Source organism: Faecalicatena faecalis (assembly GCF_012524165.2).
Taxonomy (GTDB): Bacteria; Bacillota; Clostridia; order Lachnospirales; family Lachnospiraceae; genus Faecalicatena_A; species Faecalicatena_A faecalis.
Map to the genome: position 1 here is coordinate 21,516 of NZ_JABACJ020000012.1, position 22,067 is coordinate 43,582.

The window sequence follows — 22,067 nt, forward strand, 5'->3', positions numbered from 1 at the left end:
GGAGGATTCAGGCATGGCAGAAGAAAACAACTTTAAAGCAACAGTAGAGGCATTATTTCAGGGAATGGACGGTGTTGTGACGTCTAAGACCGTGGTGGGAGATGCAATCCAGGTAGGAGATACCACCATCCTGCCGCTGGTGGATGTATCCTTTGGAATCGGTGCGGGTTCCTTTCTTGCGGATAAGAAAAACAAAGGAATGGGCGGTATGGGTGGAAAAGTGACCCCCAGTGCAGTTCTTGTCATTAAAAATGGAACTACTAAATTAGTCAACATTAAGAATCAGGATACTATTACAAAGATATTGGATATGGTACCTGAGATGGTAGATAAGTTTACAACGAGGAAAGAGGATAAAGTAACAGAGGAAGATGTGATGGACATCCTGAATTCTGAGGATGCAGACGAAAATGATGCACAGATCTAATCGTTTCTGCATAAAATATACCAAACATCCTGCCGGGAGCCTGGTATCTCATGAAAAAAGTAATAGGGTTCGCATTAATCTGGTTCGCAATTGGAATGTTTCTCATGCTGATCCTGCCTAATGCCATAGGTCTGATAATCATTTTTATCAGCCTTGCGGTAGGATACAATCTTTTTTGCGGATAGAATGAAAAGTGAATACAAAAATAATCTTGGAAATATACAATTTGTATCTTGTATATTTCCAATTTTTTTTGTCCCTTATGCAGTAATATGAATTTATACATTAGGCGGTATGATATACCTTTTGGGTGTATTTTTGAGCACAAAAAAAGTACCCACCTAAGTGAGTACCTCCGTGTCAGTTAAATGCTTTTCATTAAGCGCGTTCTACGCGTCCTGATTTTAAGCAGGATGTACAAACGTACATTTTCTTAGATCCGCCTTCTGTTTTCACTCTAACGGACTTCACATTTGATTTCCACATTTTTGGTGATTTTCTATGAGAGTGACTTACGTTGTTGCCGAAGTGAGCACCCTTTTCACAAATAGCACATTTAGCCATCATTGCACCTCCTAACAATCTGAAATAGTCCATACAGACTCACAACACTGTTATTTTAGCAGAAAGGTTATTCTATTGCAAGTCTTTTTTCTAAATTTTACAAATTATTACATAGGATGGAATCAGTATGGTCGAAAGATCATATTTATAAGAGTCTTTTGCTCTGTAAAGAGGTTGATAGTTTAGTGTGTCGGGTGTATTCTATGAATATATAAAATTTAGGGAAAAATAGGAAGAAAGGCAGATTGTTTTATGACAATAGATAAGAAGAATGGTGATTTTGCTGTATTAGAAAAACAAATCATGTTCATCAAAGAGGTGGAGGGATTAAAATCAGTTCTGCGCGAGGCCTGGGGGAGCTCTGGCCGCAGGGAGAGTACGGCAGAACATTGTTGGAGACTGACTTTGTTGGCAGGGCTTCTGGCCCCATCCTTTGAAGTTGATCTTTCCAAAACGTTGATGATGTGTTTAGTACATGACTTAGGAGAACTATATATAGGAGATATTTCAGCGGCCTCGAATCCAGATGAAGGTGAAAAACATGAGGCAGAAGAGAAGGATGCAAAAAGGGTGCTATCCCTGCTGCCAGAAAGCCAGGCTGAGGAACTCTTTAAGCTTTGGTTGGAATATAATGAGAATAGAACTACCGAGGCAAGGCTTGTGAAGGCACTGGATAAGGCGGAGACGATTATACAGCATAATCAAGGGGAGAATCCACCAGATTTTGATTATGAATTTAACCTGGATTATGGGAAACAGTATTTTTCAGAGAATCCGCTCCTGCAGGAATTGCGGAAATTACTGGATCACGATACTAATATGCATATAAAAGCTTAGAATGCGATATCTGTGAGTTTAAAGCATTGGGATCTGAGACTGCTATAGAAAGGAAAGGTGACAGTTATGCTTTATAGTGATGAGAAAGACTATATCATGAGGATGATCAAGGAGGTTGCAAGAGTTCTTTTTTCCTTAATGTTGGGTAAAAAATATGTACAGGTCGAACTGGAAGATGAGAATAAGTATGAAGTCTCAGGTAAGAAATTAGGTGATTATAAAGCCATGGTCGACCGGGGCGAGATCAATGAGGCGGAGAATCTTCTTCTGGACGAAATTGATTATGACAGCAATGAGGAAGTTGCAGCGGCCCTTCTGTTTTATCAATACGTAAGTCAAAAAGGACAAGAATTTTTAAAACAGCACAATTATTCGGAGGAGGAAGTGCTCGAAGGGATGCAGCAGCTTGCCAGAAATGCAGGATATGGGGAAGCGTGTGATATTCTGGAGCAGGTAGAGAGTTAAACGGATAATAAGACGGACATGTTGAGATTTTTGTGTTACAATTAAAGTAGAAAAATATAGATGAGAGAGGGAGAAGAAAATGATGAAAAAAATCCAGATAGCAGGTGCAATGGTTTTAGTTTTCACGTTATTGATAATGGGGGTACATTTCTTTTTCTCACCTCTGTCTGATATGATCGTGAGGATTGACGGACTGATGATGCTCGTTGGTGTAGCTGCTGTATCATACAGTACAATCAGACTTAAAAAAGAATAGGAGAAGGCGTGGATGGAAATTAAAAACAGCAGCATTGATTCAGGGAAGGCCTTTGACTGGGGAAAGACATCCGCAGATTATGCGAAATACAGGGACATCTATCCAGATGTATTCTATAAGAAGATTCTCGACAGAAATCTATGTATTGCAGGACAGAACGTGTTGGACTTAGGGACAGGAACGGGTTGTCCTACCAAGAAATATGTATCAGTATGGTGCTAAGTGGGTAGGAACAGATATTGCAGAGAATCAGATCATGCAAGCAAGGAAAATGTCGGAGGAACTGAACCAGAAGGTTGAATATCTTAATGTGCCAACAGAAGAACTGAAATTGCACCAGAGCAATTTACTATCAGACACTATGCGGCCATGCTGGAGTTGAAACAAAAGGCATAAGAAAGCCGAAATGAAATAACATTTATGGAGGGTATACATATATGGTTATAGAAGGGAATCAGAAAGAATTGGACGCGATGGAGCAGTTCCATAAAGGAAACCGTCAGGAAGGGCTAAGACTGCAGGAAGAGTTTGCGGCCGCCTTTCGTAAGGAGTATCGGGAAAAGGATCACTGCCCCTGCCAGAAAGCCTGCCGTTATCATGGAAACTGCAAGGAATGCGTGGCAATACACAGGGCACATCAGGAGCATGTTCCGAACTGCATGAGGCCGGTGATCAATAAAAAGATTAAATTACTTTCGGAATTGACAGAGCATACAATTGCCAATGAAATCGAACCACCGAAAGAGGTGCTTAGAAAAGAATTTCAGAAAGAAGATTAAAGGAGGAAGAGTTGTGTTTAAAAAGACGTTTTGGGTTCCCTATGAAGATAGTACAAATTATCCAACATTAGATAAAACAATGGATGCCATCACAAAATATTGTGAGGAAAATGGGTCTGCCTGTACATTTACAGGTGACGATGAAGTAGAAATAGATGGTATCAAATATGAAATCTACCGAGGTTATGAAACAGGCAGCAGAGGGAATTATGGAATCAAGTGTAAAGAAAAATAGTTTCAAGGCATAAGAACCAGCTTCGTAAATTGGATGTTCACATAACCTGGGTTTCATGATAAAATTAAGGTATACAAAAAAACGAATAAGCAGCCATTGAACTGGGCGGAAAGTGGGGAAGACTATGGGCAGACGGGTGATTACGATTGGAAGACAGTATGGAAGCAACGGCCATGAGATTGCAAAGAAATTATCTGAAAGGCTCGGGATTCATTATTATGACAAGGAATTGATCAAGATTGCGGGCGAGATGCAGAACATTACTTATGAAGAACTTCTCAAAGTGGATGAAAAACGTGCAAACCCATGGCGTTATCCAGTCGAGGATGATGTACAGATGTCGAAGCAGTTCCGTTTTGAACCGATGAATGATGTGCTTTTCTATACACAGATGGAGATTATCAAAGATCTGGCCAGAAAGGAAGACTGCATTATCGTAGGACGATGTGCGAACGATATTTTAAAGGGCTGCGAAGGCTGCAGGAGCGTTTTTATCCATGCACCTTTTGAGAAGCGTGTGGAGACAATCATGCAAAGAGCATCTATTGATGAGCGGGAAGCCTCACTTTTGATCAAAAAGATTGACAAACAGCGGAGATATTATTATAACTATTTTACAGATCTTAGATGGGAAGATATGACACAATATGACCTCTGTCTGAACAGCGGCAGTATTTCAGAGGAGCAGATTCTTGACGTTTTAGCAGCACTTTACGAATCTATATTGTAAATTTTGAATAAAGAGAGTATAATACTTCTGTTGATTATGCCTAATGGGGCATACTGCGCGTTTTTTTATTACGGGCGGGTCAGCGGCTTTTCGCTGCTGGTGTAGATTTGCAGGAATCCATATAAGAATTGGAGGGAATATATGATGAAAGGTAGCATGAGTACAGATCTTGGAATCATTACAGTCAATCCAGATGTAATTTCCAAGTATGCAGGCTCCGTGGCGGTAGAGTGTTTTGGAATCGTCGGGATGGCTGCGGTTAATATGAAGGATGGCCTGGTTAGGCTTTTGAAGAAAGAGAGCCTGTCCCACGGTATCCATGTTGAGATTTCTGACGAGAACATCCTGACGCTGGATTTTCACGTGATTGTTGCATATGGAGTGAATATTCTTTCAGTTTCTGACAATCTGATGAACAATGTAAAGTATAAGGTAGAAGAGTTTACCGGTATGACTGTAGAGAAAATAAACATCTTCGTCGAAGGTGTCAGAGTGATTGATTAAGGAGGATACTTGTCGTGGCAACAAAAACGATAAATACAGAGCTGCTTACGAAGATGTTTTTAGCGGGGGCAGCAAATCTGGAGGCAAAAAAGGAATTTATTAATGAACTGAATGTGTTTCCTGTTCCTGATGGAGACACAGGGACGAATATGACATTGACCATCATGTCTGCTGCGAAAGAAGTCAGCGGCTTGGAGAATCCAGATATGATGACTGTGTCCAAGGCGATTTCTTCTGGTTCCCTGCGCGGGGCAAGAGGAAACTCCGGTGTAATCCTGTCCCAGCTTCTGCGTGGATTCACAAAGGAGATTCGGGAGTATAAAGAGATTGACGCACCGATTCTGGCCAGAGCTTGTGAGCGTGCCCGCGCGACGGCATATAAAGCGGTCATGAAGCCAAAGGAGGGAACCATCCTGACAGTGGCTAAGGGAGTTGCACAGAAGGCGGCCGAGATGGCAGAGACAACGGATGACCTGGAAGTCTTTATCCCGGAGGTACTCAAGCATGCAGAATATGTATTGTCCAAGACACCGGAGATGCTGCCGGTTCTCAAAGAAGCAGGAGTTGTGGATTCTGGCGGACAGGGGTTATTAGAAGTACTCAACGGTGCATATGATGCATTCCAGGGAAAAGAGATCGACTACACTGCAATCGAAGCTAGTTCCGGTACGACCATGGTAAAGCCAGGAGCACAGGCAGAGACAGATATCAAGTTCGGTTACTGTACAGAATTCATCATTATGGTCGAGAAGGAATTTAATGATAAAGATGAGACAGAATTTAAGGCTTATCTGGAATCAATCGGTGATTCTATCGTCTGTGTTGCAGATGACGATATCGTGAAGATACATGTGCATACGAATGATCCGGGTCTGGCGATCCAGAAGGCGTTGACTTATGGACAGCTTTCCAGAATGAAGATTGATAATATGCGCGAAGAGCATCAGGAGAAGCTGATTCGTGATTCCGAGAAGCTTGCAGCTAAGCAGAAGGAAGAGCGCAGAAAAGAGGAGCCGAGAAAATCTGTTGGTTTCATTGCTGTATCCATCGGTGAGGGTATGAATGAAATCTTCAGAGAGCTGGGGGTTGATTATATCATCGAAGGCGGCCAGACAATGAATCCGAGCACAGAGGACATGCTGACAGCAATCGATGAGGTGAATGCAGATCATATCTTCATTCTTCCAAATAATAAGAACATTATCCTGGCGGCAAACCAGGCACAGATGCTGACGAAGGACAAAGATATCCTCGTCATTCCGACTAAGACGGTGCCGCAGGGAATCACAGCAATCATTAATTACATGCCTGAGGCAGATGTGGACACGAACTTCGAGACGATGAATGAGGAAATCAAGAACGTGAAGACCGGACAAGTGACCTATGCTGTCAGAGACACTAAGATTGATGATAAGGAGATTCATGAAGGCGATATCATGGGAATCGGCGATGCAGGAATCCTTTCCGTTGGACAGTCTGTCGAGGCGACCGCGAAAGAGATGCTGGCACAGTTGGTAGATGATGATACAGAGCTGATCAGTCTGTACTATGGTCAGGATATTCTGGAAGAGGATGCTATGCGTTTTGCACAGGAGATCGAGGAATTGTACCCTGATGCAGATGTGGATGCTCACTCAGGCGGCCAACCGATCTACTATTACGTATTATCCGTAGAATAAGAAGATACACAGAAAGATGGAGATAAAACGGGCCAGTTCCCTTATAGGGCGCTGACCCGTTTCCAGCTTTTAGGATGACCAGCATGTTATCCTTATCTAATATATCGAAAAATGTTAGAAACAGCAGTTTCATGAAAAAGAATTTAACAGGCAGGTGAATAAAAAAGCCGATGAATGAAAATTCTAAAATCAGTTCCTTAAAAGGAATCGGTGAAAAAACAGAAGCATTATTTGGTAAGGCCGGTGTATATACGATTGGTGACCTTCTGCGTTATTATCCGCGTGGATATGACGTGTATGATGACCCTGTTTCGATTGGAGAGGCGCAGGAGGGAAAGACAGTCACGATCACTGGAGCGATTTTCGGTAAGGTCCAGGTGAGCAAAAACCGTAATATGCAGGTCACGACCCTGTATCTCAAGGATATCACGGGCACATTGAAGGTGATCTGGTTTCGAATGCCGTTCCTTAGGAATACGCTCGGACGGGGCGGTGTGATCACCTTAAGAGGACGCATCGTTAGAAAACGGGATGGACTTGTGATGGAGCATCCTGAGATTTTTTATCCCAGTGTAAAGTATGAGGAGAAGCGTAATACTATGCAGCCAGTCTATCCGCTCACGGCAGGACTTACGAATAATGCGGTGAAAAAGGCGATGTCACAGGCAGTGGAGTTCTTGGATTCAAAACAGGAATTTCTCCCTGCGGATCTCTGCATTCAATACGGACTGGCAGAGTACGATTATGCCGTAAAGGGAATCCATTTTCCAGAGGATAAAGAAGAATTCTACCATGCAAGGGAACGTCTTGTCTTCGAGGAATTTCTGGTCTTTATTCTGTCTCTGCGCTTCTTAAAAAGCAGAGAAGATAAAGCGGTCAATGGATTTCAGTTCGAGGAGCAGGAAAAGATAGAAATGTTCCTGAATGCCCTTCCATATGAGCTGACCAGTGCACAGAAGAAAGTATGGATGGAGATGAAACGGGATATGTCAGGTCCCCATGTTATGTCACGGCTCGTTCAGGGAGACGTAGGATCTGGAAAGACGATCGTGGCACTCTTAGGGCTGATGTATGCAGGGTTGAATGGATATCAGGGAGCCCTGATGGCTCCGACGGAGGTACTTGCCAAGCAGCATTATGAAAATATCAGCTTGATGTTCGCACAGTATAAAATTCCACTCAAGACAGTTCTTCTGACAGGATCTATGACGGCGAAAGAAAAGCGCGGTGTCTATGAGACGATTGCTTCCGGGGAGGCAGACATCATTGTTGGAACGCATGCGCTGATTCAGGAGAAGGCCGTATATAAAAATCTTGCCCTGGTGGTGACAGATGAACAGCACCGTTTTGGAGTGAAGCAGCGGGAAAGGCTGGCTGGAAAGGGGCAGATGCCGCATATACTGGTCATGAGTGCCACACCGATTCCGAGGACATTAGCAATCATTCTGTACGGTGATCTGGATATCTCTGTGATTGATGAGCTTCCGAAGAACCGTCTGCCGATTAAAAATTGTGTGGTAGATACTGGATATCGGAACACGGCATATCATTTCATGCAGAAACAGGTCGAGGCCGGACGACAGTGCTATGTGATCTGTCCGATGGTGGAGGAAAGCGAGAATATGGAGGCAGAAAATGTCATCGATTATACCCAGCTCCTTCGGGAATCGCTTGGCAGCGGTATTCAGATCGCATATCTGCACGGAAAGATGAAGCAGGCAGAAAAGGATGAGATCATGGAAGCATTTGGCAGAAATGAGATTCAGATCCTTGTCTCCACAACGGTAATCGAGGTGGGGATAGATGTGCCCAACGCCACAGTCATGATGATTGAAAATGCAGAACGCTTCGGTCTGGCACAGCTCCATCAGCTCAGGGGAAGAGTCGGAAGAGGAAAGCATCAGTCCTACTGTATTTTTATGAGTGCCTCCAAGGCAAAAGAGACAAAAGAACGTTTGGAGATATTAAATAAATCAAACGACGGATTCTTTATTGCATCCGAGGACCTGCGTCTGAGAGGCCCGGGCGATCTGTTCGGAATCCGACAGAGCGGTCTTCTGGATTTCCGTCTGGGAGATGTGTTTCAGGACGCAAAGATCCTTCAAAAAGCAAATGAGGCAGCGTCGAGGCTTCTTGCTGAGGACCCTGAATTGAAACAGGAAGATCATATCAAATTGAAAGAACATATTCAGCACTACATGTCCGAAATCATGTTGGAGACAACGCTTTAAGTCAGATAAAAGGCTGCTTGTGATCATTTTACAAAAAACGTAAAAACAGGCAGGAACTTCCAAGAGTAAAACAACGAATCCTCCATATACTATGGTTGTAACACACAAGAGTGTTACTAAAAAATCTGAAAATGTAACGAAGAAAAGTTACGAGAAGGAGGAAATAATCATGGCAAGTCGTTCATCAAACAGAGCAGCCGTACCAGAGGCTAAAAGCGCACTGGACAAATTCAAATACGAGGTAGCAAGTGAGCTGGGAGTACCGCTTTCAGACGGTTACAACGGAGATTTAACATCTAAGCAGAATGGATCAGTTGGCGGATATATGGTCAAGAAAATGATCGAACAGCAGGAAAGACAGATGGCTGGTAAATAAGCAAATTTCGTAAGAAAAAGCACTTAGGATTGACCTAGGTGCTTTTTTCTGCTAAAATTCAGCATAGTTAGAAGAATGAGGGTGTTAACAAATGAGAGTCATTGCAGGAAGTGCCAAAAGATTACAACTTAAGACATTAGATGGGCTGGATACAAGACCGACAACTGACAGGATTAAAGAGACATTATTCAATATGATCGCTCCAGAGATTTATGACAGCATCTTTTTAGATCTATTCTCGGGAAGCGGCGGAATTGGGATAGAGGCGTTGAGCCGAGGCGCGAGGGAAGCTGTATTCGTGGAGAACAGCCCGAAGGCGATGTCATGCATCAAGGAGAATTTAAAGTTCACAAGACTGGAGCATAAAGCAGTGACGATGACAAGGGACGTCATGACGGCGCTGTATCAGTTGGAGGGCGAGAAGGTGTTTGATTTTATCTTCATGGACCCGCCCTATGACAGAGGATTTGAGAAGACGGTATTGGAGTACCTGGCGGATTCCCAGCTTGTGTACGAGGATACATTGATCATTGTAGAAGCGTCAAAAGAAACTGATTTTTCTTATTTGGAGGAGCTTGGTTTTCATCTTCTCAAGGAAAAAGTCTATAAAACGAATAAGCATGTCTTCATGGAAAAGGCTGGAAAGGAAGAAATATGTTAAGAGCAATTTACCCGGGAAGCTTTGACCCGGTTACATACGGGCACTTGGATGTCATCAAAAGATCCTGTAAAATCGTGGATGAATTAATTGTCGGAGTACTGAACAATAATGCGAAAATGCCGTTGTTTTCTGCGGAAGAACGTGTTAAAATGTTAGAGGAAGTAACCAAAGATCTGGGTAATGTGAAGATTGTCCTATTCAATGGGTTATTGATTGACTTTGCAAGACAACAGGGGGCTGATGTCGTGATCAGGGGACTGAGAGCGATTACGGACTTTGAATATGAATTACAGATGTCCCAGACGAATCATAAACTGGAACCAAGTGTCGAGACGATGTTCTTGACAACGAGTATTGAATATTCTTACTTAAGTTCCACCACCGTCAAGGAGATTGCAGCTTTTGGGGGAGATATATCACAATTTGTGCCGGAGGCTGTTGCTGTGGAACTGGAGAAAAAGATGAAAGTAAAAAGGAGAGTGTAACTATGAGCAGCCGCATTGAGCAGATTATTGAAGAGATCGAGGAGTACATTGACAGAGACTGTAAGTTTCAGCCATTGTCCACGACCAAGATCATCGTGAATAAGGAACATCTGGATGAGTTGCTGCGGGAACTCAGGATGAAGACGCCAGATGAGATTAAGAGATATCAGAAGATCATCGCTAACCGGGATGCAATCCTGGCAGATGCGCAGGCGAAGGCAGACGCTATGATCGAAGAGGCACAGGTGCAGACCACAGAGCTGGTAAGTGAGCATGAGATCATGCAGCAGGCATACGCGCAGGCGAATGAGATCGTGACACAGGCAACCGCCCAGGCACAGGAGATCATCGATAATGCAACAGAGGATGCCAATGCGATTCGGATCGGTGCTATCCAGTATACAGATGACCTGCTCGCGAATGCAGAGAGTATCATCGGACATACACTGGACAGCTATACAACGAAGTATGACGGACTGATCAATTCTCTTCAGGAGTGCTACGACGTCGTACGCACGAACCGTGCAGAACTGGAAGTTCCAGATGAAAACGGCGGTGAGTATATCCCACAGGATATGTCAGGTGAGATGTAATCAGCAGAATGTAATATAGAGGAATGCAAACAGGCTGGTGACCATAGCGGTTGCCAGCTTTTCTATTGTATAAGGTAAAATCGAGAGGCTGGTCTTTTGAATCATACATTGTGTCTGTGCCACAGCACAGAAGCCGCCAAAGGATGTCAGGGCAAGAATCGCCGGATATTGTACGGTCAGAGGGAGAGCAGACTTTCCGATCAGTACGATTCCATTGGTCACTTCCAGGGAAGGAAGAAGCCAGGTGACTGCTGGTATCTGCCAGGGAATGGATCGGACAAGTTCCAGGATGACAGAAAAAAGTATGATATATCCGCCTACTTTCGTAATGGTCTCAAAGCTGTCCATGATACAGGTGTCCATGATTCGAAAATTCCAATCTGTTTTCTCATCCTTCGCTTCTTTTTTCATATCTGGGTATTCAAACTGTCGTCGTCCCTTTAAGTAGAACCTGCGGAAGATAAGGCTCATCAGCATGGGGGTACCAAGAAGAATGAGCAGGGAGGGCACGAGCAGTTCTTCCCTTCTGAGTGTTTTCCATACAATGAAATTCAGAATGAAGACAGGACTTGTATTATTACAGAAGGAAAGCAGGTAGCGCCCTTCTTCACGGGTAACATAGCCGGAGGTGATCAGATCGGCAGTCACCTTTGCTCCCATCGGGTAGCCGCAAAGAAAACCGACGATGACAGCAAAGCTCCCATTTTCGGAAACTTTGAAAAGCCGGCAGAGGACGGCTCCGACGGCATTGGATATGTAATGGATACTGTCTGTGCTAAGAAGCAGATTGGTAATGATGATAAATGGAAATAAGGTCGGCAGTATGATCTGGAACCAGAGAAGAAGACCTTCACTCGCCCCATTGAATACTGCCTTCGGAGAAATCAGCATGACGGCAAACAGCACCACGATCCCGATTCCAGGCAGGTTACGCTTCATGAAAGGCCTCCCGTGATTTTTAACAATAAATATTAGTAAAGATATATGAAATTGGTTGATTTTTTATGAATATTATGACAAAATAGTAGCAGGAATTTATACAGGAAGGGGAATGAAACAATGCCAATTTTAGACAATTTAGAACCAAAGGAAGTATTTCATTATTTTGAGGAGCTCAGCCAGATTCCGAGGGGGACATTCAACACAAAGGAAGTCAGTGACTACTGTGTGAAGTTCGCGAATGACAGAGGTCTTGAAGTGATCCAGGATGAGATCAACAATGTGATCATCAAAAAGCCGGGTACAGAAGGGTACGAGGAGAGTGATCCGGTCATCATTCAGGGACATCTGGATATGGTATGTGAGAAGACAGAGCTTTCTGACCACGATTTCACAAAAGATCCACTAGATCTGTATGTTGAGGATGGATTTGTAAAGGCCAGGGACACTACATTGGGGGCAGACGATGGTATCGCCGTAGCGATGGCTCTGGCTCTGCTGGACAGCGATGATATTCCACATCCACCTTTGGAAGCGATTTTTACTGTGGACGAAGAAGTGGGAATGGGCGGTGCAGAAGGAATCGATTTGTCACCGATCAATGGAAAGATGCTGATCAACCTGGATTCTGAGGATGAGGATACGATCATTGCAGGATGTGCCGGAGGATTAAGCTTCCGCCTGAATCTGCCGATCGGAAGAAAGTCAATGACAGGTGACTGTCTGGAAGTCGTGATCAGAGGATTAAAGGGCGGACATTCAGGGCAGGAGATCGACCAGCAGAGAGGGAATGCGAACAAGCTTGCAGGACGTCTTTTGAACCGTCTGAACGAGACCATGGATATTGCTCTTTCAGATATCCAGGGAGGAGCAAAGGATAATGTCATCCCATCTTCCTGTAAGTTTACAATTGTAGTACATGACAGTATCAAGGCAGAAGTGATCATCGAGAATATGCTGAATATCTGGAAGCAGGAATTTGGTGCTGATGAGCCAGATCTGGATGTGATCGTGAATAAGACAGAGAACGCAGAAAAGTCTGTTATGACGGATATGGATATGAAGAAAGTTATTTTCTTTATCAATAACTGCCAGAATGGAGTCTATGGATTCAGCCGTTCCTTAAAGGGACTGGTAGAGACCTCTGACAACCTTGGTGTTGTTACGACAGAGGAAGGAAAGGTTTCCTTTGTCCTGTTGATCAGAAGCTCTGTATCTTCTAAATTGGAAGAATTAAAAGAAGCATTCATCGGCTGGGCAGAGTTCCTCGGCGGGACCTATGAACTTTCAGGTGCATATCCGGCTTGGATGTACAAAGAGAATTCAAAGATCCGCCCGATCGTTGCGGATGTATTTGAGAGAGTATATGGCAGAAAGCCGAATATCTCAACAATCCATGCTGGCTTAGAGTGCGGACTGCTTTCTGGAAAGAAGCCAGAGTTAGACTGCGTTTCCATCGGCCCGAAGATGGCTGATATCCACTCCGTGAATGAGCGTCTGGATATTGCTTCTACAGGCAGAATGTGGAATCTGATGAAGGAAATTCTCAAAGAATGCAAGTAGGACAGACAGTGGCTCATATATTGGAATGATCAGTTTAAAAGGGGTTGTTCCAGACATGAGGCAGAGAAGACTGCACAACCTGGTGCTGCTGAACCTGATTTTGGCATTGTTTCTTTCCATTGGTATACATGAAGTCCTTCTTTTGGGAGGATTTTCAAGGCTGAGTGAGGATACAGTGACAAAGGATGGCTTTCGAAGGCAGACCTTGAATGAGGAAGTGTTAAGTTACATACAGAATACAAAAGACCCGGGCAAGGACCTGGGTCTTTATTTGTTGGAAACAGATTTTGGAAGAGACAGGTTAGATGCAGGGCTTAAGAAAGAAACCTTTTTAGGGCTGGAGGACAAATGGGCAGGGCGTGACGGCTGGGACAGTTATCTTAAGCAGTGCCGCGGAATCTGGAATGATGTCCGGTATTTTCCTATTCCCCAGCCCTCCAGAGGGAAGGATTACGGTGTTTCTTATGTGGATTCCTGGATGTTTGAACGAAATTACGGAGGAAAGCGGGGACATGAAGGAACCGATATCATGGCGGATGAAAATGTGCGCGGCCTGTATCCGGTGGTCAGTATGACGGATGGTGTCGTACGCCATAAGGGCTGGCTGGAACAAGGAGGCTGGCGGCTTGGAATCGTGGCACCGGGCGGAACATATTTCTATTATGCACATCTGGATTCTTATGCAGATATTAAGGAGGGTGATACGGTACGTGCCGGGGATCTTCTGGGGTATATGGGGGATACCGGATATAGCAAGAAAGAGGGGACGACCGGGAATTTTCCAGTGCACCTCCACGTAGGTATCTATCTGTTCCACGGGGATGAGGAAATCAGCGTAGATCCTTACTGGGTACTGCGTTTTATCGAGAATAGAAAGATAAAATGTGTCTATGCACCTTAACTTGTACTGCCGAACAAGGTATGATATAATCATTTCCATGTGGAGGAAATGATATGAACTTACCAAAAGCATTTGAAGAAAAGATGAAAAGCCTGTTAAAGGATGAGTATGAAGATTATATAAAATGTTTCGATGAAGCGCGCCATTATGGGCTTCGAGTGAATACGAACAAGATTACGGTCGAGGAATTTTTAAAGATTGCCCCCTGGCCGCTTGAACCGATTCCATGGATACACAATGGCTTCTATTATGACGGGGAGACAGCACAGCCGGCGAAGCACCCCTATTATTTTGCTGGGCTGTATTATCTGCAGGAGCCGAGTGCTATGACCCCGGCAGACCGTCTTCCCATAGAGCCGGGCGATAAGGTGCTGGATGTCTGTGCCGCTCCAGGAGGAAAGGCCACAGAATTGGGGGCCAGACTGTTGGGAGAGGGCGTTCTGATTGCCAATGATATCAGCAGTTCAAGGGCCAAGGGCCTTTTGAAAAATCTGGAGTTATTCGGAATCGGGAACATGATGGTATTGAGTGAAGAGCCGGGAAAGCTGACAGAGTATTTCCCGGAGTATTTTGATAAGATTCTGATCGATGCCCCCTGTTCCGGGGAAGGGATGTTCCGTAAGGATAAGAAGATGGTAAAGGCATGGGAAGAACATGGACCAGAGTTTTTTTCCAAGCTTCAAAGGAGCATCATCACGCAGGCCGCAGCGATGTTGAAGCCGGGCGGGATGCTATTGTATTCCACCTGTACCTTTGACCCCAGTGAGAATGAACAGACGATCGAATATCTACTTTCAAAGTATCCTGAATTTGAAATCTGCCGAATGGAATCCTATGAGGGCTTTGCACAGGGGATGCCGGAGGTTTCCGTAAGTAAAAATCCGGATCTTCTAAATACAGTCCGCATTTTCCCGCACAAAATGAAGGGAGAGGGACATTATCTGGCACTCCTTCGAAAGGGAAAATTGGAGGAAAGGGCTGCATCAAACAGAGTGTTAAAGGGATTACAGAAGAAAAAGCTGCCTAAGGAGCTGGAGGAATTCTTTGACGATGTGGACTGGGAGCTGGATGCAGCCTGCCTGGATATACATGGAGAGCGTGTCTATTATATGCCTCAGGGTCTTCCAGACCTGAAAGGGGTACGGTTCTTACGTTCCGGGCTACTTCTGGGGGAACTCAAAAAGAACCGGTTCGAGCCTAGTCAGGCGCTTGCTATGTGCCTAAAAAAAGAGGAATATGCAAAGATTTTGGACCTGCCGCTTCAAGATGAACGTGTCGTGAAGTATTTAAAGGGAGATACGCTGGATGTCGAGGATCTGGTGGATCGTAAAGCGAAGGGCTGGTATCTGGTCTGCGTGGACGGATATCCACTTGGATTCGGAAAGCTTTCCAACCAGACGCTAAAGAATAAATATCTGCCGGGATGGCGGTGGATGGGGCAGGGAACCTATTAAGTCCTGTATATATGGAGAGTAAGATGAAGTTAAGATTAGATAAATATCTGGCTGACATGGGGCTTGGGACCCGGAGCGAAGTGAAAAGGGCAGTCACAAAGGGCATGGTCAGTGTCAATGACACGATTGTGAAGAAGCCGGAGACAAAGATCGATACACAGACGGACCAGGTCGTTTATCAGGGACAGGCCGTCTGTTATACAGAGTATGAATATTATATGCTGAACAAGCCGGCTGGTGTCGTATCAGCCACAGAAGATAAGCGGGACTTAACGGTAGTGGATCTGATTGACAGTAAAAAACGAAAGGACCTATTCCCGGTGGGAAGGCTGGACAAGGATACGGAAGGTCTGCTTTTGATTACCAATGACGGGGCTCTTGCCCACAGGCTTTTGTCACCCAAAAAGCATGTGGATAAGGTGTATTATGCAAAAATCAAAGGGCTGGTGACAGAGGCAGATGTGAACGCATTTGCAGAAGGACTGGACATCGGAGAAGAGAAGAATACACTGCCGGGAGAGCTTCGTATCTTAAAGGCTGGTGAGGTCTCAGAGATAGAGCTTAACATCCGGGAGGGAAAGTTCCATCAGGTAAAGCGGATGTTCCAGGCAGTTGGCAAAGAGGTCCTTTATCTGAAGCGGCTTAGAATGGGAAGTCTCTCTCTGGATGAAAGTCTGGAGAGTGGAGCATACAGAGAATTGACAAAGGAAGAGATTGAAACGTTATGTTAGAGAATAAAAAAGCAGTGATATTCGATTTGGACGGCTCTCTGGTAGATTCCATGTGGATCTGGCCGGCTGTGGATGTGGAATATATGGAGAAGTACCATTTGACCCCGCCGGAGAGTTTCAATAAAGATATTGAAGGCATGAGCTACACAGAGACCGCACAATATTTTCTGGACACATTTCCGACGTTGGACTGTACACTCGATGATGTGCGCAGAGAGTGGACCAAGATGACGATGGAATTATATACGACAAGGGTTCCTCTCAAGCCAGGAGCGGGCGAATTCTTAGAAGAGATGCGTTCCCGCGGGATACTGCTGGGGATTGCCACCAGCAATGCAAGAGAATTGGTGGATGCGGTCTTACAGGCACTTCATATCGAGGAATACTTTTCAGCTGTCAGGACTTCATGCGAGGTGGCGGCTGGAAAACCAGCACCGGATGTTTATCTGAAGGTGGCAGAGGACCTCAAGGTGAATCCTTTAGACTGCCTTGTTTTTGAGGACGTGGTAAAGGGCATCGAGGCAGGAAAGAATGCCGGTATGTCTGTCTGTGCAGTGGATGATGAATTATCCAGGCCGGATGAAGCAGAGAAGAAAAGAAAAGCGGATTATTTCATCCGGGATTATTATGATATTAAGAACCATACTTATGAGATATGCAAGAGATACCACAGTGATTGTTGCGCAGATTCAATTGGTATGGAAGGAAAAACGGCGCAGGCCGTACGGTAAGGAGAAAAGATGAACAACGGGTTTTTACCATTATGTAAACAGGATATGATTGACCGCGGATGGGATCAGGTGGATTTCGTCTATGTGATCGGTGATGCGTATGTGGACCATCCGTCTTTTGGACACGCGATTATCAGCCGGGTACTTGAGGCACATGGATTCCGTGTGGGAATCATCTCACAGCCGGACTGGCGGAAGAAAGAGAGTGTGGCGGTATATGGCGAGCCAAGACTAGGGTTCCTTGTGTCTGCCGGCAACATGGATTCCATGGTGAACCATTATTCTGTGTCAAAGAAAAAACGTCGGCAGGATGCTTACACACCAGGCGGCGAGATGGGGAAAAGACCCGATTATGCGGCGGTGGTCTATGGCAATCTGATTCGTCAGACTTACAAGCATACGCCGATTATTTTAGGAGGCATCGAGGCAAGTCTGCGCAGACTTGCCCACTATGATTACTGGTCAGATAAGCTGAAGCGCTCGATTTTATTGGATTCCGGGGCAGATATCATCTCCTATGGTATGGGAGAGCGTTCCATCGTGGAGATTGCAGAAGCACTGGATTCCGGGATCGCGGTGGAAGACCTGACCTATCTGGATGGAACAGTAGTGAAGACGAAAAGCCTGGATTCTGTATATGATGTACTTGTGCTCCCCTCTTTTGAGGAGCTTAAGAAGGACCGGAAGGTCTATGCAAAAAGTTTCTATACTCAATATCAAAATACCGATCCGTTTACTGGAAAACGGCTGGCAGAGCCGTATGGAGACCATCTGTATGTTGTCCAGAATCCTCCATCCAGACCTCTAAGCCAGACAGAGATGGATGATATTTATGCGCTGCCTTATATGCGGACCTATCATCCGTCTTATAAAGCGGATGGAGTTCCTGCAATCGCAGAGATCAAGTTCAGTCTGATTAGCTGCCGCGGTTGTTTTGGCGGCTGCAATTTCTGTGCGCTGACCTTTCATCAGGGCCGGATCATTCAGACACGCAGCCATGAATCACTGCTTGAGGAGGCAAGGCTTCTGACGAAGGAGGCGGATTTCAAAGGATATATTCATGATGTGGGCGGCCCGACGGCGAACTTTCGACATCCCTCCTGTAAAAAGCAGTTAGAACATGGCGTCTGTAAAGAAAAGCAGTGCCTCTATCCACGTCCCTGTAAGAATTTGGATGCAGACCACAGGGATTATGTGGAGCTGCTTCGAAAGCTGAGGAAGATACCGAAAGTGAAGAAAGTATTCATCCGTTCAGGAATCCGTTTTGATTATCTGCTTGCAGATCAGAAGCAGACATTTCTCAAGGAGCTCTGTGAATATCATGTCAGCGGGCAGTTAAAGGTCGCCCCGGAGCATGTGGCGGATGAAGTTTTAAGTAAGATGGGAAAGCCTGCGAACCGGGTCTATGAAGAGTTCACAAGACAGTTCCAGGCGATGAATAAAAAACTGGGCAGGGAGCAGTATTTGGTGCCGTATCTGATGTCCTCCCATCCAGGTTCCGACATGAAAGCGGCAGTTCAACTGGCAGAATACTGTCGTGACCTGGGATACATGCCGGAGCAGGTGCAGGATTTCTATCCGACTCCGTCCACGATTTCCACCTGTATGTACTATACAGGATTGGACCCGCGTACAATGGAGAAGGTCTATGTGCCGAGGAATCCGCATGAAAAGGCATTGCAGAGGGCATTGATCCAGTATCGGAATCCAGACAATTATGATCTGGTGATGGAAGCGCTGAAAAAAGCCGGGCGCATGGATCTTGTGGGATTCGGGGAAAAGTGTCTGATTCGCCCGAGGCGTTTTACCAGTGAGGCAAAGAAAAAAGGACCAAAACAGACCGGTACGAATGTAGGACCGAAAACAAGCAGAAAAAAGACGATCCGCAGCCTTCAGAAAAAGAAGTCAGGAAAGTCTTAGGAAGGGAAGGTATCAAGGATGAAGATTGCAATTGTAACCGGAGCTTCAGCAGGGATGGGGAGAGAATTTGCCCGCCAGATTCCTTATTTTTACAAGGGTCTAGATGAGATATGGGTCATTGCCCGCAGACGGGAACGCCTGGTATCATTGAGCGGGGATGGGGTCCTGCCCTACCGGATCTTCCAAGGAGATTTGCAAAAGGATCAGGTCTATCAGGATCTTGACCAGGCTTTAAAGGAAGAAAAACCGGATATTCGGATGCTGGTGAATGCAGCCGGATTTGGGAAAACAGGCTCTGTTAAGGAAATTGCATATAGGGAGCCGGATTCTCAGGTCGAGATGATAGACCTGAACTGCCGGGCATTGACGAGGATGACACTCCTTTGCCTGCCTTATATCAAGTTCGGCGGGCGTATCGTCAATCTGGCCTCTGCAGCCGCTTTTTGCCCGCAGCCGTCCTTTGCCGTCTATGCGGCGACAAAATCCTATGTCCTAAGCTTTTCCAGGGCACTTGGCGCGGAATTAAAAAGCCAGAGAATCTATGTGACAGCAGTCTGTCCGGGTCCCGTAGATACGGAGTTCTTTGATGTCTCCGGCAGGCTTCCAAATATGTGGAAGGATGCGGTGATGGCGGACCCGAAGAGGGTCGTAAAAAGAGCTCTTTTAGATACCAGGAAGAAAAAAGAGGTTTCCGTCTACGGACCTGTGATGAAGGCAGCCAGATTGGGAGCAAAGATTCTTCCGCATCGCGCGGTCATAGAATTCATTTTTCATAAACACTAAAGAACGAGAGACAAAATTGAGGAGAATTACGACATGAAAAAGGTAATGAAGGGGAATCCAGGGTTTTTAGAATATAAGAAAAAAGTGGAGATCATCCGAACGGTGATTTATTTTGCACTGGTAGCGGCAATCTTTTTCCTGGGCTACAGCCAGACGCACTCAAAGAAAAATCTGCTGACGATCGTGGCGGTGGTCGGATGCCTCCCGGCGTCCAAAGCCTTAGTCGGCGTAATTACCCGGTTCCCATACCCCTCCATTGCGACGATCCGGGCAGAGGAGATTCAAAGCAAGACCAGTCACATTACCGTGATTTATGATATGATCGTGACAAGCCGTGAGAAAGTCATGCCGATCAACTGTATTGTGTTGTCCGGCAATACTATATTTGGTTACACAGACAGTGAGAAGGTAGATTTGAAATATGCGGCGGCTCACATCCGGGGAATCCTGAATCAAAACCAGTTCCCGGATGCCTCCGTGAAAATATTGAATAATTATACTGCGTTTCTTGCCAGAGCCGAGGGGCTTGATTCTATCGCCGCAGTAGAAAAAAATGACACCAGAAATCTCGAGGAAAAGATGGCACGAGTCATCTTGAATATCTCTATGTAAATTATGGGAAAGGATCAGATCTATGCAGCAGATCATCATCAATGCGAATGAAGCAGGACAGCGGCTGGATAAGCTGCTCGCAAAGTATCTGAGAGAGGCGCCGAAAAGTTTTCTCTATAAGATGCTGCGCAAGAAAAATATCACACTCAACGGAAAGAAAGCATCTGGAAATGAAAAATTGAATCCGGGGGATGAAGTAAAGCTGTTTCTTTCGGATGAGACAATTGAAAAGTTTTCAGGCAGCCCTGTGAAGATGCCTGTAGAACATAAGGGGAAGGGAGAAAAGCTGGATATCATCTATGAGGACAGCAATATTCTCCTGATCAACAAACCTGCCGGGATGCTTTCCCAGAAAGCGGCAGATACGGATGTGTCTGTGGTAGAGCACCTGATTTCTTACCTGTTGTCATCGGGGCAGCTCACAGAGGCACAGATGCGTACCTTTAAGCCCTCCGTCTGTAACCGTCTGGACCGGAATACCAGCGGTATGATTGCGGCAGGAAAGAGTCTGGCAGGTCTGCAGGAGTTGAGCCGTCTTTTCAAGGACCGGACATTAGGAAAATATTATTTATGCCTGACGCAGGGTCAGGTAAAGGAGTCTTCCCGAATCTGCGGCTTTCTGAAAAAGGACGAGAAGACAAATCAGGTATGCATCCTTAAGACGGAAGAGCCGGGAAGTGTCCCCATTGAGACCGAATACAGGCCGCAAAAGATCGGGGATGGTGTGACTCTTATCGAGGTACATCTGATTACAGGAAAGACCCATCAGATTCGTGCTCATCTGGCATCCGTGGGACATCCCATTGTGGGAGACCATAAGTATGGAGACAAAAGGGTCAATGCTAGGTATCGGGAGGCGTACGGGTTAAAGCATCAGCTCCTGCACGCATATAGGCTTGTTTTTCCGTCACTGGACGGGGCGCTTTCAAATCTGTCCAACAAGGAATTCACGGCTGCGCTTCCGCAGGAATTCCAGAAAATCGCAAGGGATAAAGGAGTTTTATAATATGGGAACATGGAATTCCAGAGGGCTTAGAGGCTCGACCTTAGAGGACCTGATCAACCGCACGAATGAGCGGTATGAGGAGATGGGGCTGGCACTGATCCAGAAGATTCCGACCCCCATTACCCCGGTCCGCATCGATAAGGAGCGGCGCCACATCACTCTGGCATATTTTGATAAGATCAGTACGGTCGACTATATCGGTGCTGTACAGGGCATTCCGGTCTGTTTTGATGCAAAGGAATGCAGTGTGGACACCTTCCCGCTGCAGAATGTCCATGAGCACCAGATGGTCTTTATGGAAAAGTTTGAAAAGCAGGGGGGAATCTCCTTCCTGATCATTTACTACAGCAGCAATAACGAATTATATTACATGCGCTTTGAAGAAATTAAGAAATTTTGGGACAGGGCTTTGGAGGGCGGACGCAAGAGTTTTCGCTATGAAGAGCTGGATCCGGCCTATTTTATGAAGCTGAAAAATAACTGTTTTGTTCCCTATCTGGATTATATCCAGAAGGATTTGGACGCCAGGGATTGACAATGGGAGAGAAACTGCGTATAATTTACAAAGGAATTTAACGTATTAGCACGATAAAGTGAAAGGGCAG

The 22,067-nt window shown here is 45.3% G+C and carries 27 protein-coding genes and 1 pseudogene; 26 read left to right on the forward strand and 2 right to left on the reverse strand.

What is annotated here, in order from left to right:
• Window positions 1-13 precede the first annotated feature (13 nt).
• Window positions 14-427 (forward strand): GerW family sporulation protein, encoded by a 414-nt coding sequence (locus HGO97_RS12895; protein WP_216242280.1) that lies wholly within the window; start codon window positions 14-16, stop codon window positions 425-427.
• Between the two features lie 50 nt (window positions 428-477).
• Window positions 478-612: a hypothetical protein gene (locus tag HGO97_RS24020; RefSeq protein WP_281419954.1), complete on the forward strand. Its 135-nt coding sequence runs from the start codon at window positions 478-480 to the stop codon at window positions 610-612.
• 193 nt (window positions 613-805) lie between these two features.
• On the opposite strand, the gene rpmB is transcribed toward HGO97_RS24020, so the two are convergent.
• Window positions 806-991 (reverse strand): 50S ribosomal protein L28, encoded by a 186-nt coding sequence (gene rpmB, locus HGO97_RS12900; protein WP_025657513.1) that lies wholly within the window; start codon window positions 989-991, stop codon window positions 806-808.
• 252 nt (window positions 992-1,243) lie between these two features.
• On the opposite strand from rpmB, the gene HGO97_RS12905 reads away from it, so the two are divergent.
• From HGO97_RS12905 to HGO97_RS12970, 14 genes and pseudogenes are all read left to right on the forward strand, one after another.
• The gene (locus tag HGO97_RS12905) at window positions 1,244-1,828 is read left to right on the forward strand and encodes an HD domain-containing protein (RefSeq protein ID WP_216242282.1); all 585 of its coding nucleotides are present in this window, start codon (window positions 1,244-1,246) and stop codon (window positions 1,826-1,828) included.
• 66 nt (window positions 1,829-1,894) lie between these two features.
• On the forward strand, window positions 1,895-2,293 hold the full coding sequence (locus tag HGO97_RS12910) for a DUF6483 family protein (protein WP_216242284.1): 399 nt from the start codon (window positions 1,895-1,897) through the stop codon (window positions 2,291-2,293).
• A gap of 79 nt (window positions 2,294-2,372) precedes the next feature.
• Window positions 2,373-2,549, forward strand: coding sequence for a hypothetical protein (locus tag HGO97_RS12915; RefSeq protein WP_216242609.1), 177 nt, complete (start codon window positions 2,373-2,375; stop codon window positions 2,547-2,549).
• 12 nt (window positions 2,550-2,561) lie between these two features.
• Window positions 2,562-2,821: pseudogene (locus HGO97_RS12920) on the forward strand (class I SAM-dependent methyltransferase); the annotation flags it as partial.
• Window positions 2,822-2,986: 165 nt separating this feature from the next.
• Window positions 2,987-3,328, forward strand: coding sequence for an LPS biosynthesis protein (locus tag HGO97_RS12925; RefSeq protein ID WP_216242289.1), 342 nt, complete (start codon window positions 2,987-2,989; stop codon window positions 3,326-3,328).
• A 13-nt stretch (window positions 3,329-3,341) separates the two neighbouring features.
• Window positions 3,342-3,563: a DUF4318 domain-containing protein gene (locus HGO97_RS24025; protein ID WP_216242291.1), complete on the forward strand. Its 222-nt coding sequence runs from the start codon at window positions 3,342-3,344 to the stop codon at window positions 3,561-3,563.
• A 112-nt stretch (window positions 3,564-3,675) separates the two neighbouring features.
• Window positions 3,676-4,293, forward strand: a complete 618-nt coding sequence (locus tag HGO97_RS12935; RefSeq protein WP_330654255.1) for a cytidylate kinase-like family protein — start codon at window positions 3,676-3,678, stop codon at window positions 4,291-4,293.
• Between the two features lie 144 nt (window positions 4,294-4,437).
• Window positions 4,438-4,797: an Asp23/Gls24 family envelope stress response protein gene (locus HGO97_RS12940; RefSeq protein ID WP_216242579.1), complete on the forward strand. Its 360-nt coding sequence runs from the start codon at window positions 4,438-4,440 to the stop codon at window positions 4,795-4,797.
• A 14-nt stretch (window positions 4,798-4,811) separates the two neighbouring features.
• Complete coding sequence (locus HGO97_RS12945; RefSeq protein WP_216242293.1) at window positions 4,812-6,476, forward strand: DAK2 domain-containing protein; 1,665 nt, start codon at window positions 4,812-4,814, stop codon at window positions 6,474-6,476.
• 170 nt (window positions 6,477-6,646) lie between these two features.
• The gene (recG, locus tag HGO97_RS12950; RefSeq protein ID WP_216242295.1) at window positions 6,647-8,707 is read left to right on the forward strand and encodes an ATP-dependent DNA helicase RecG; all 2,061 of its coding nucleotides are present in this window, start codon (window positions 6,647-6,649) and stop codon (window positions 8,705-8,707) included.
• 169 nt (window positions 8,708-8,876) lie between these two features.
• On the forward strand, window positions 8,877-9,083 hold the full coding sequence (locus HGO97_RS12955; RefSeq protein WP_009004297.1) for an alpha/beta-type small acid-soluble spore protein: 207 nt from the start codon (window positions 8,877-8,879) through the stop codon (window positions 9,081-9,083).
• Between the two features lie 91 nt (window positions 9,084-9,174).
• Window positions 9,175-9,744 carry a 16S rRNA (guanine(966)-N(2))-methyltransferase RsmD gene (gene rsmD, locus HGO97_RS12960; RefSeq protein WP_216242298.1) on the forward strand — a complete coding sequence of 190 codons (570 nt, stop codon included), beginning with the start codon at window positions 9,175-9,177 and terminating at the stop codon, window positions 9,742-9,744.
• Window positions 9,738-10,229 (forward strand): pantetheine-phosphate adenylyltransferase, encoded by a 492-nt coding sequence (gene coaD / locus HGO97_RS12965; RefSeq protein WP_216242300.1) that lies wholly within the window; start codon window positions 9,738-9,740, stop codon window positions 10,227-10,229. Before rsmD ends, coaD begins: the two co-directional genes overlap by 7 nt.
• 2 nt (window positions 10,230-10,231) lie before the next feature.
• Window positions 10,232-10,822 carry an ATP synthase subunit B family protein gene (locus HGO97_RS12970; protein ID WP_216242318.1) on the forward strand — a complete coding sequence of 197 codons (591 nt, stop codon included), beginning with the start codon at window positions 10,232-10,234 and terminating at the stop codon, window positions 10,820-10,822.
• Here the strand turns inward: HGO97_RS12970 and HGO97_RS12975 are convergent, their stop codons facing one another.
• Window positions 10,823-11,761, reverse strand: a complete 939-nt coding sequence (locus HGO97_RS12975; RefSeq protein ID WP_216242320.1) for a transporter — start codon at window positions 11,759-11,761, stop codon at window positions 10,823-10,825.
• A 120-nt stretch (window positions 11,762-11,881) separates the two neighbouring features.
• Here HGO97_RS12975 and HGO97_RS12980 point away from each other — a divergent pair, with 120 nt between their 5' ends.
• From HGO97_RS12980 to HGO97_RS13025, 10 genes are read left to right on the forward strand one after another with little or no spacing between them, the layout of a single operon-like run.
• Window positions 11,882-13,324, forward strand: coding sequence for an aminoacyl-histidine dipeptidase (locus tag HGO97_RS12980; protein ID WP_216242322.1), 1,443 nt, complete (start codon window positions 11,882-11,884; stop codon window positions 13,322-13,324).
• 25 nt (window positions 13,325-13,349) lie between these two features.
• A complete protein-coding gene (locus HGO97_RS12985) occupies window positions 13,350-14,225 on the forward strand; it encodes a M23 family metallopeptidase (protein ID WP_246597436.1) in 876 nt (291 codons plus the stop codon).
• A gap of 53 nt (window positions 14,226-14,278) precedes the next feature.
• The gene (locus HGO97_RS12990) at window positions 14,279-15,679 is read left to right on the forward strand and encodes an RsmF rRNA methyltransferase first C-terminal domain-containing protein (RefSeq protein WP_216242325.1); all 1,401 of its coding nucleotides are present in this window, start codon (window positions 14,279-14,281) and stop codon (window positions 15,677-15,679) included.
• 23 nt (window positions 15,680-15,702) lie between these two features.
• Window positions 15,703-16,410, forward strand: coding sequence for a pseudouridine synthase (locus tag HGO97_RS12995; RefSeq protein ID WP_216242327.1), 708 nt, complete (start codon window positions 15,703-15,705; stop codon window positions 16,408-16,410).
• Window positions 16,404-17,141 (forward strand): HAD family hydrolase, encoded by a 738-nt coding sequence (locus tag HGO97_RS13000; RefSeq protein WP_216242329.1) that lies wholly within the window; start codon window positions 16,404-16,406, stop codon window positions 17,139-17,141. The genes HGO97_RS12995 and HGO97_RS13000 overlap by 7 nt, the downstream gene beginning before the upstream one ends.
• A gap of 9 nt (window positions 17,142-17,150) precedes the next feature.
• Window positions 17,151-19,061 (forward strand): YgiQ family radical SAM protein, encoded by a 1,911-nt coding sequence (locus HGO97_RS13005; protein ID WP_216242331.1) that lies wholly within the window; start codon window positions 17,151-17,153, stop codon window positions 19,059-19,061.
• Window positions 19,062-19,079: 18 nt separating this feature from the next.
• Window positions 19,080-19,844, forward strand: coding sequence for an SDR family NAD(P)-dependent oxidoreductase (locus HGO97_RS13010; protein WP_216242335.1), 765 nt, complete (start codon window positions 19,080-19,082; stop codon window positions 19,842-19,844).
• Window positions 19,845-19,877: 33 nt separating this feature from the next.
• The gene (locus HGO97_RS13015; RefSeq protein ID WP_216242337.1) at window positions 19,878-20,456 is read left to right on the forward strand and encodes a hypothetical protein; all 579 of its coding nucleotides are present in this window, start codon (window positions 19,878-19,880) and stop codon (window positions 20,454-20,456) included.
• A 22-nt stretch (window positions 20,457-20,478) separates the two neighbouring features.
• A complete protein-coding gene (locus HGO97_RS13020; RefSeq protein WP_216242340.1) occupies window positions 20,479-21,462 on the forward strand; it encodes an RluA family pseudouridine synthase in 984 nt (327 codons plus the stop codon).
• A 1-nt stretch (window position 21,463) separates the two neighbouring features.
• Window positions 21,464-21,997 (forward strand): Holliday junction resolvase RecU, encoded by a 534-nt coding sequence (locus tag HGO97_RS13025; RefSeq protein ID WP_216242342.1) that lies wholly within the window; start codon window positions 21,464-21,466, stop codon window positions 21,995-21,997.
• The last annotated feature ends 70 nt before the right edge of the window (window positions 21,998-22,067 follow it).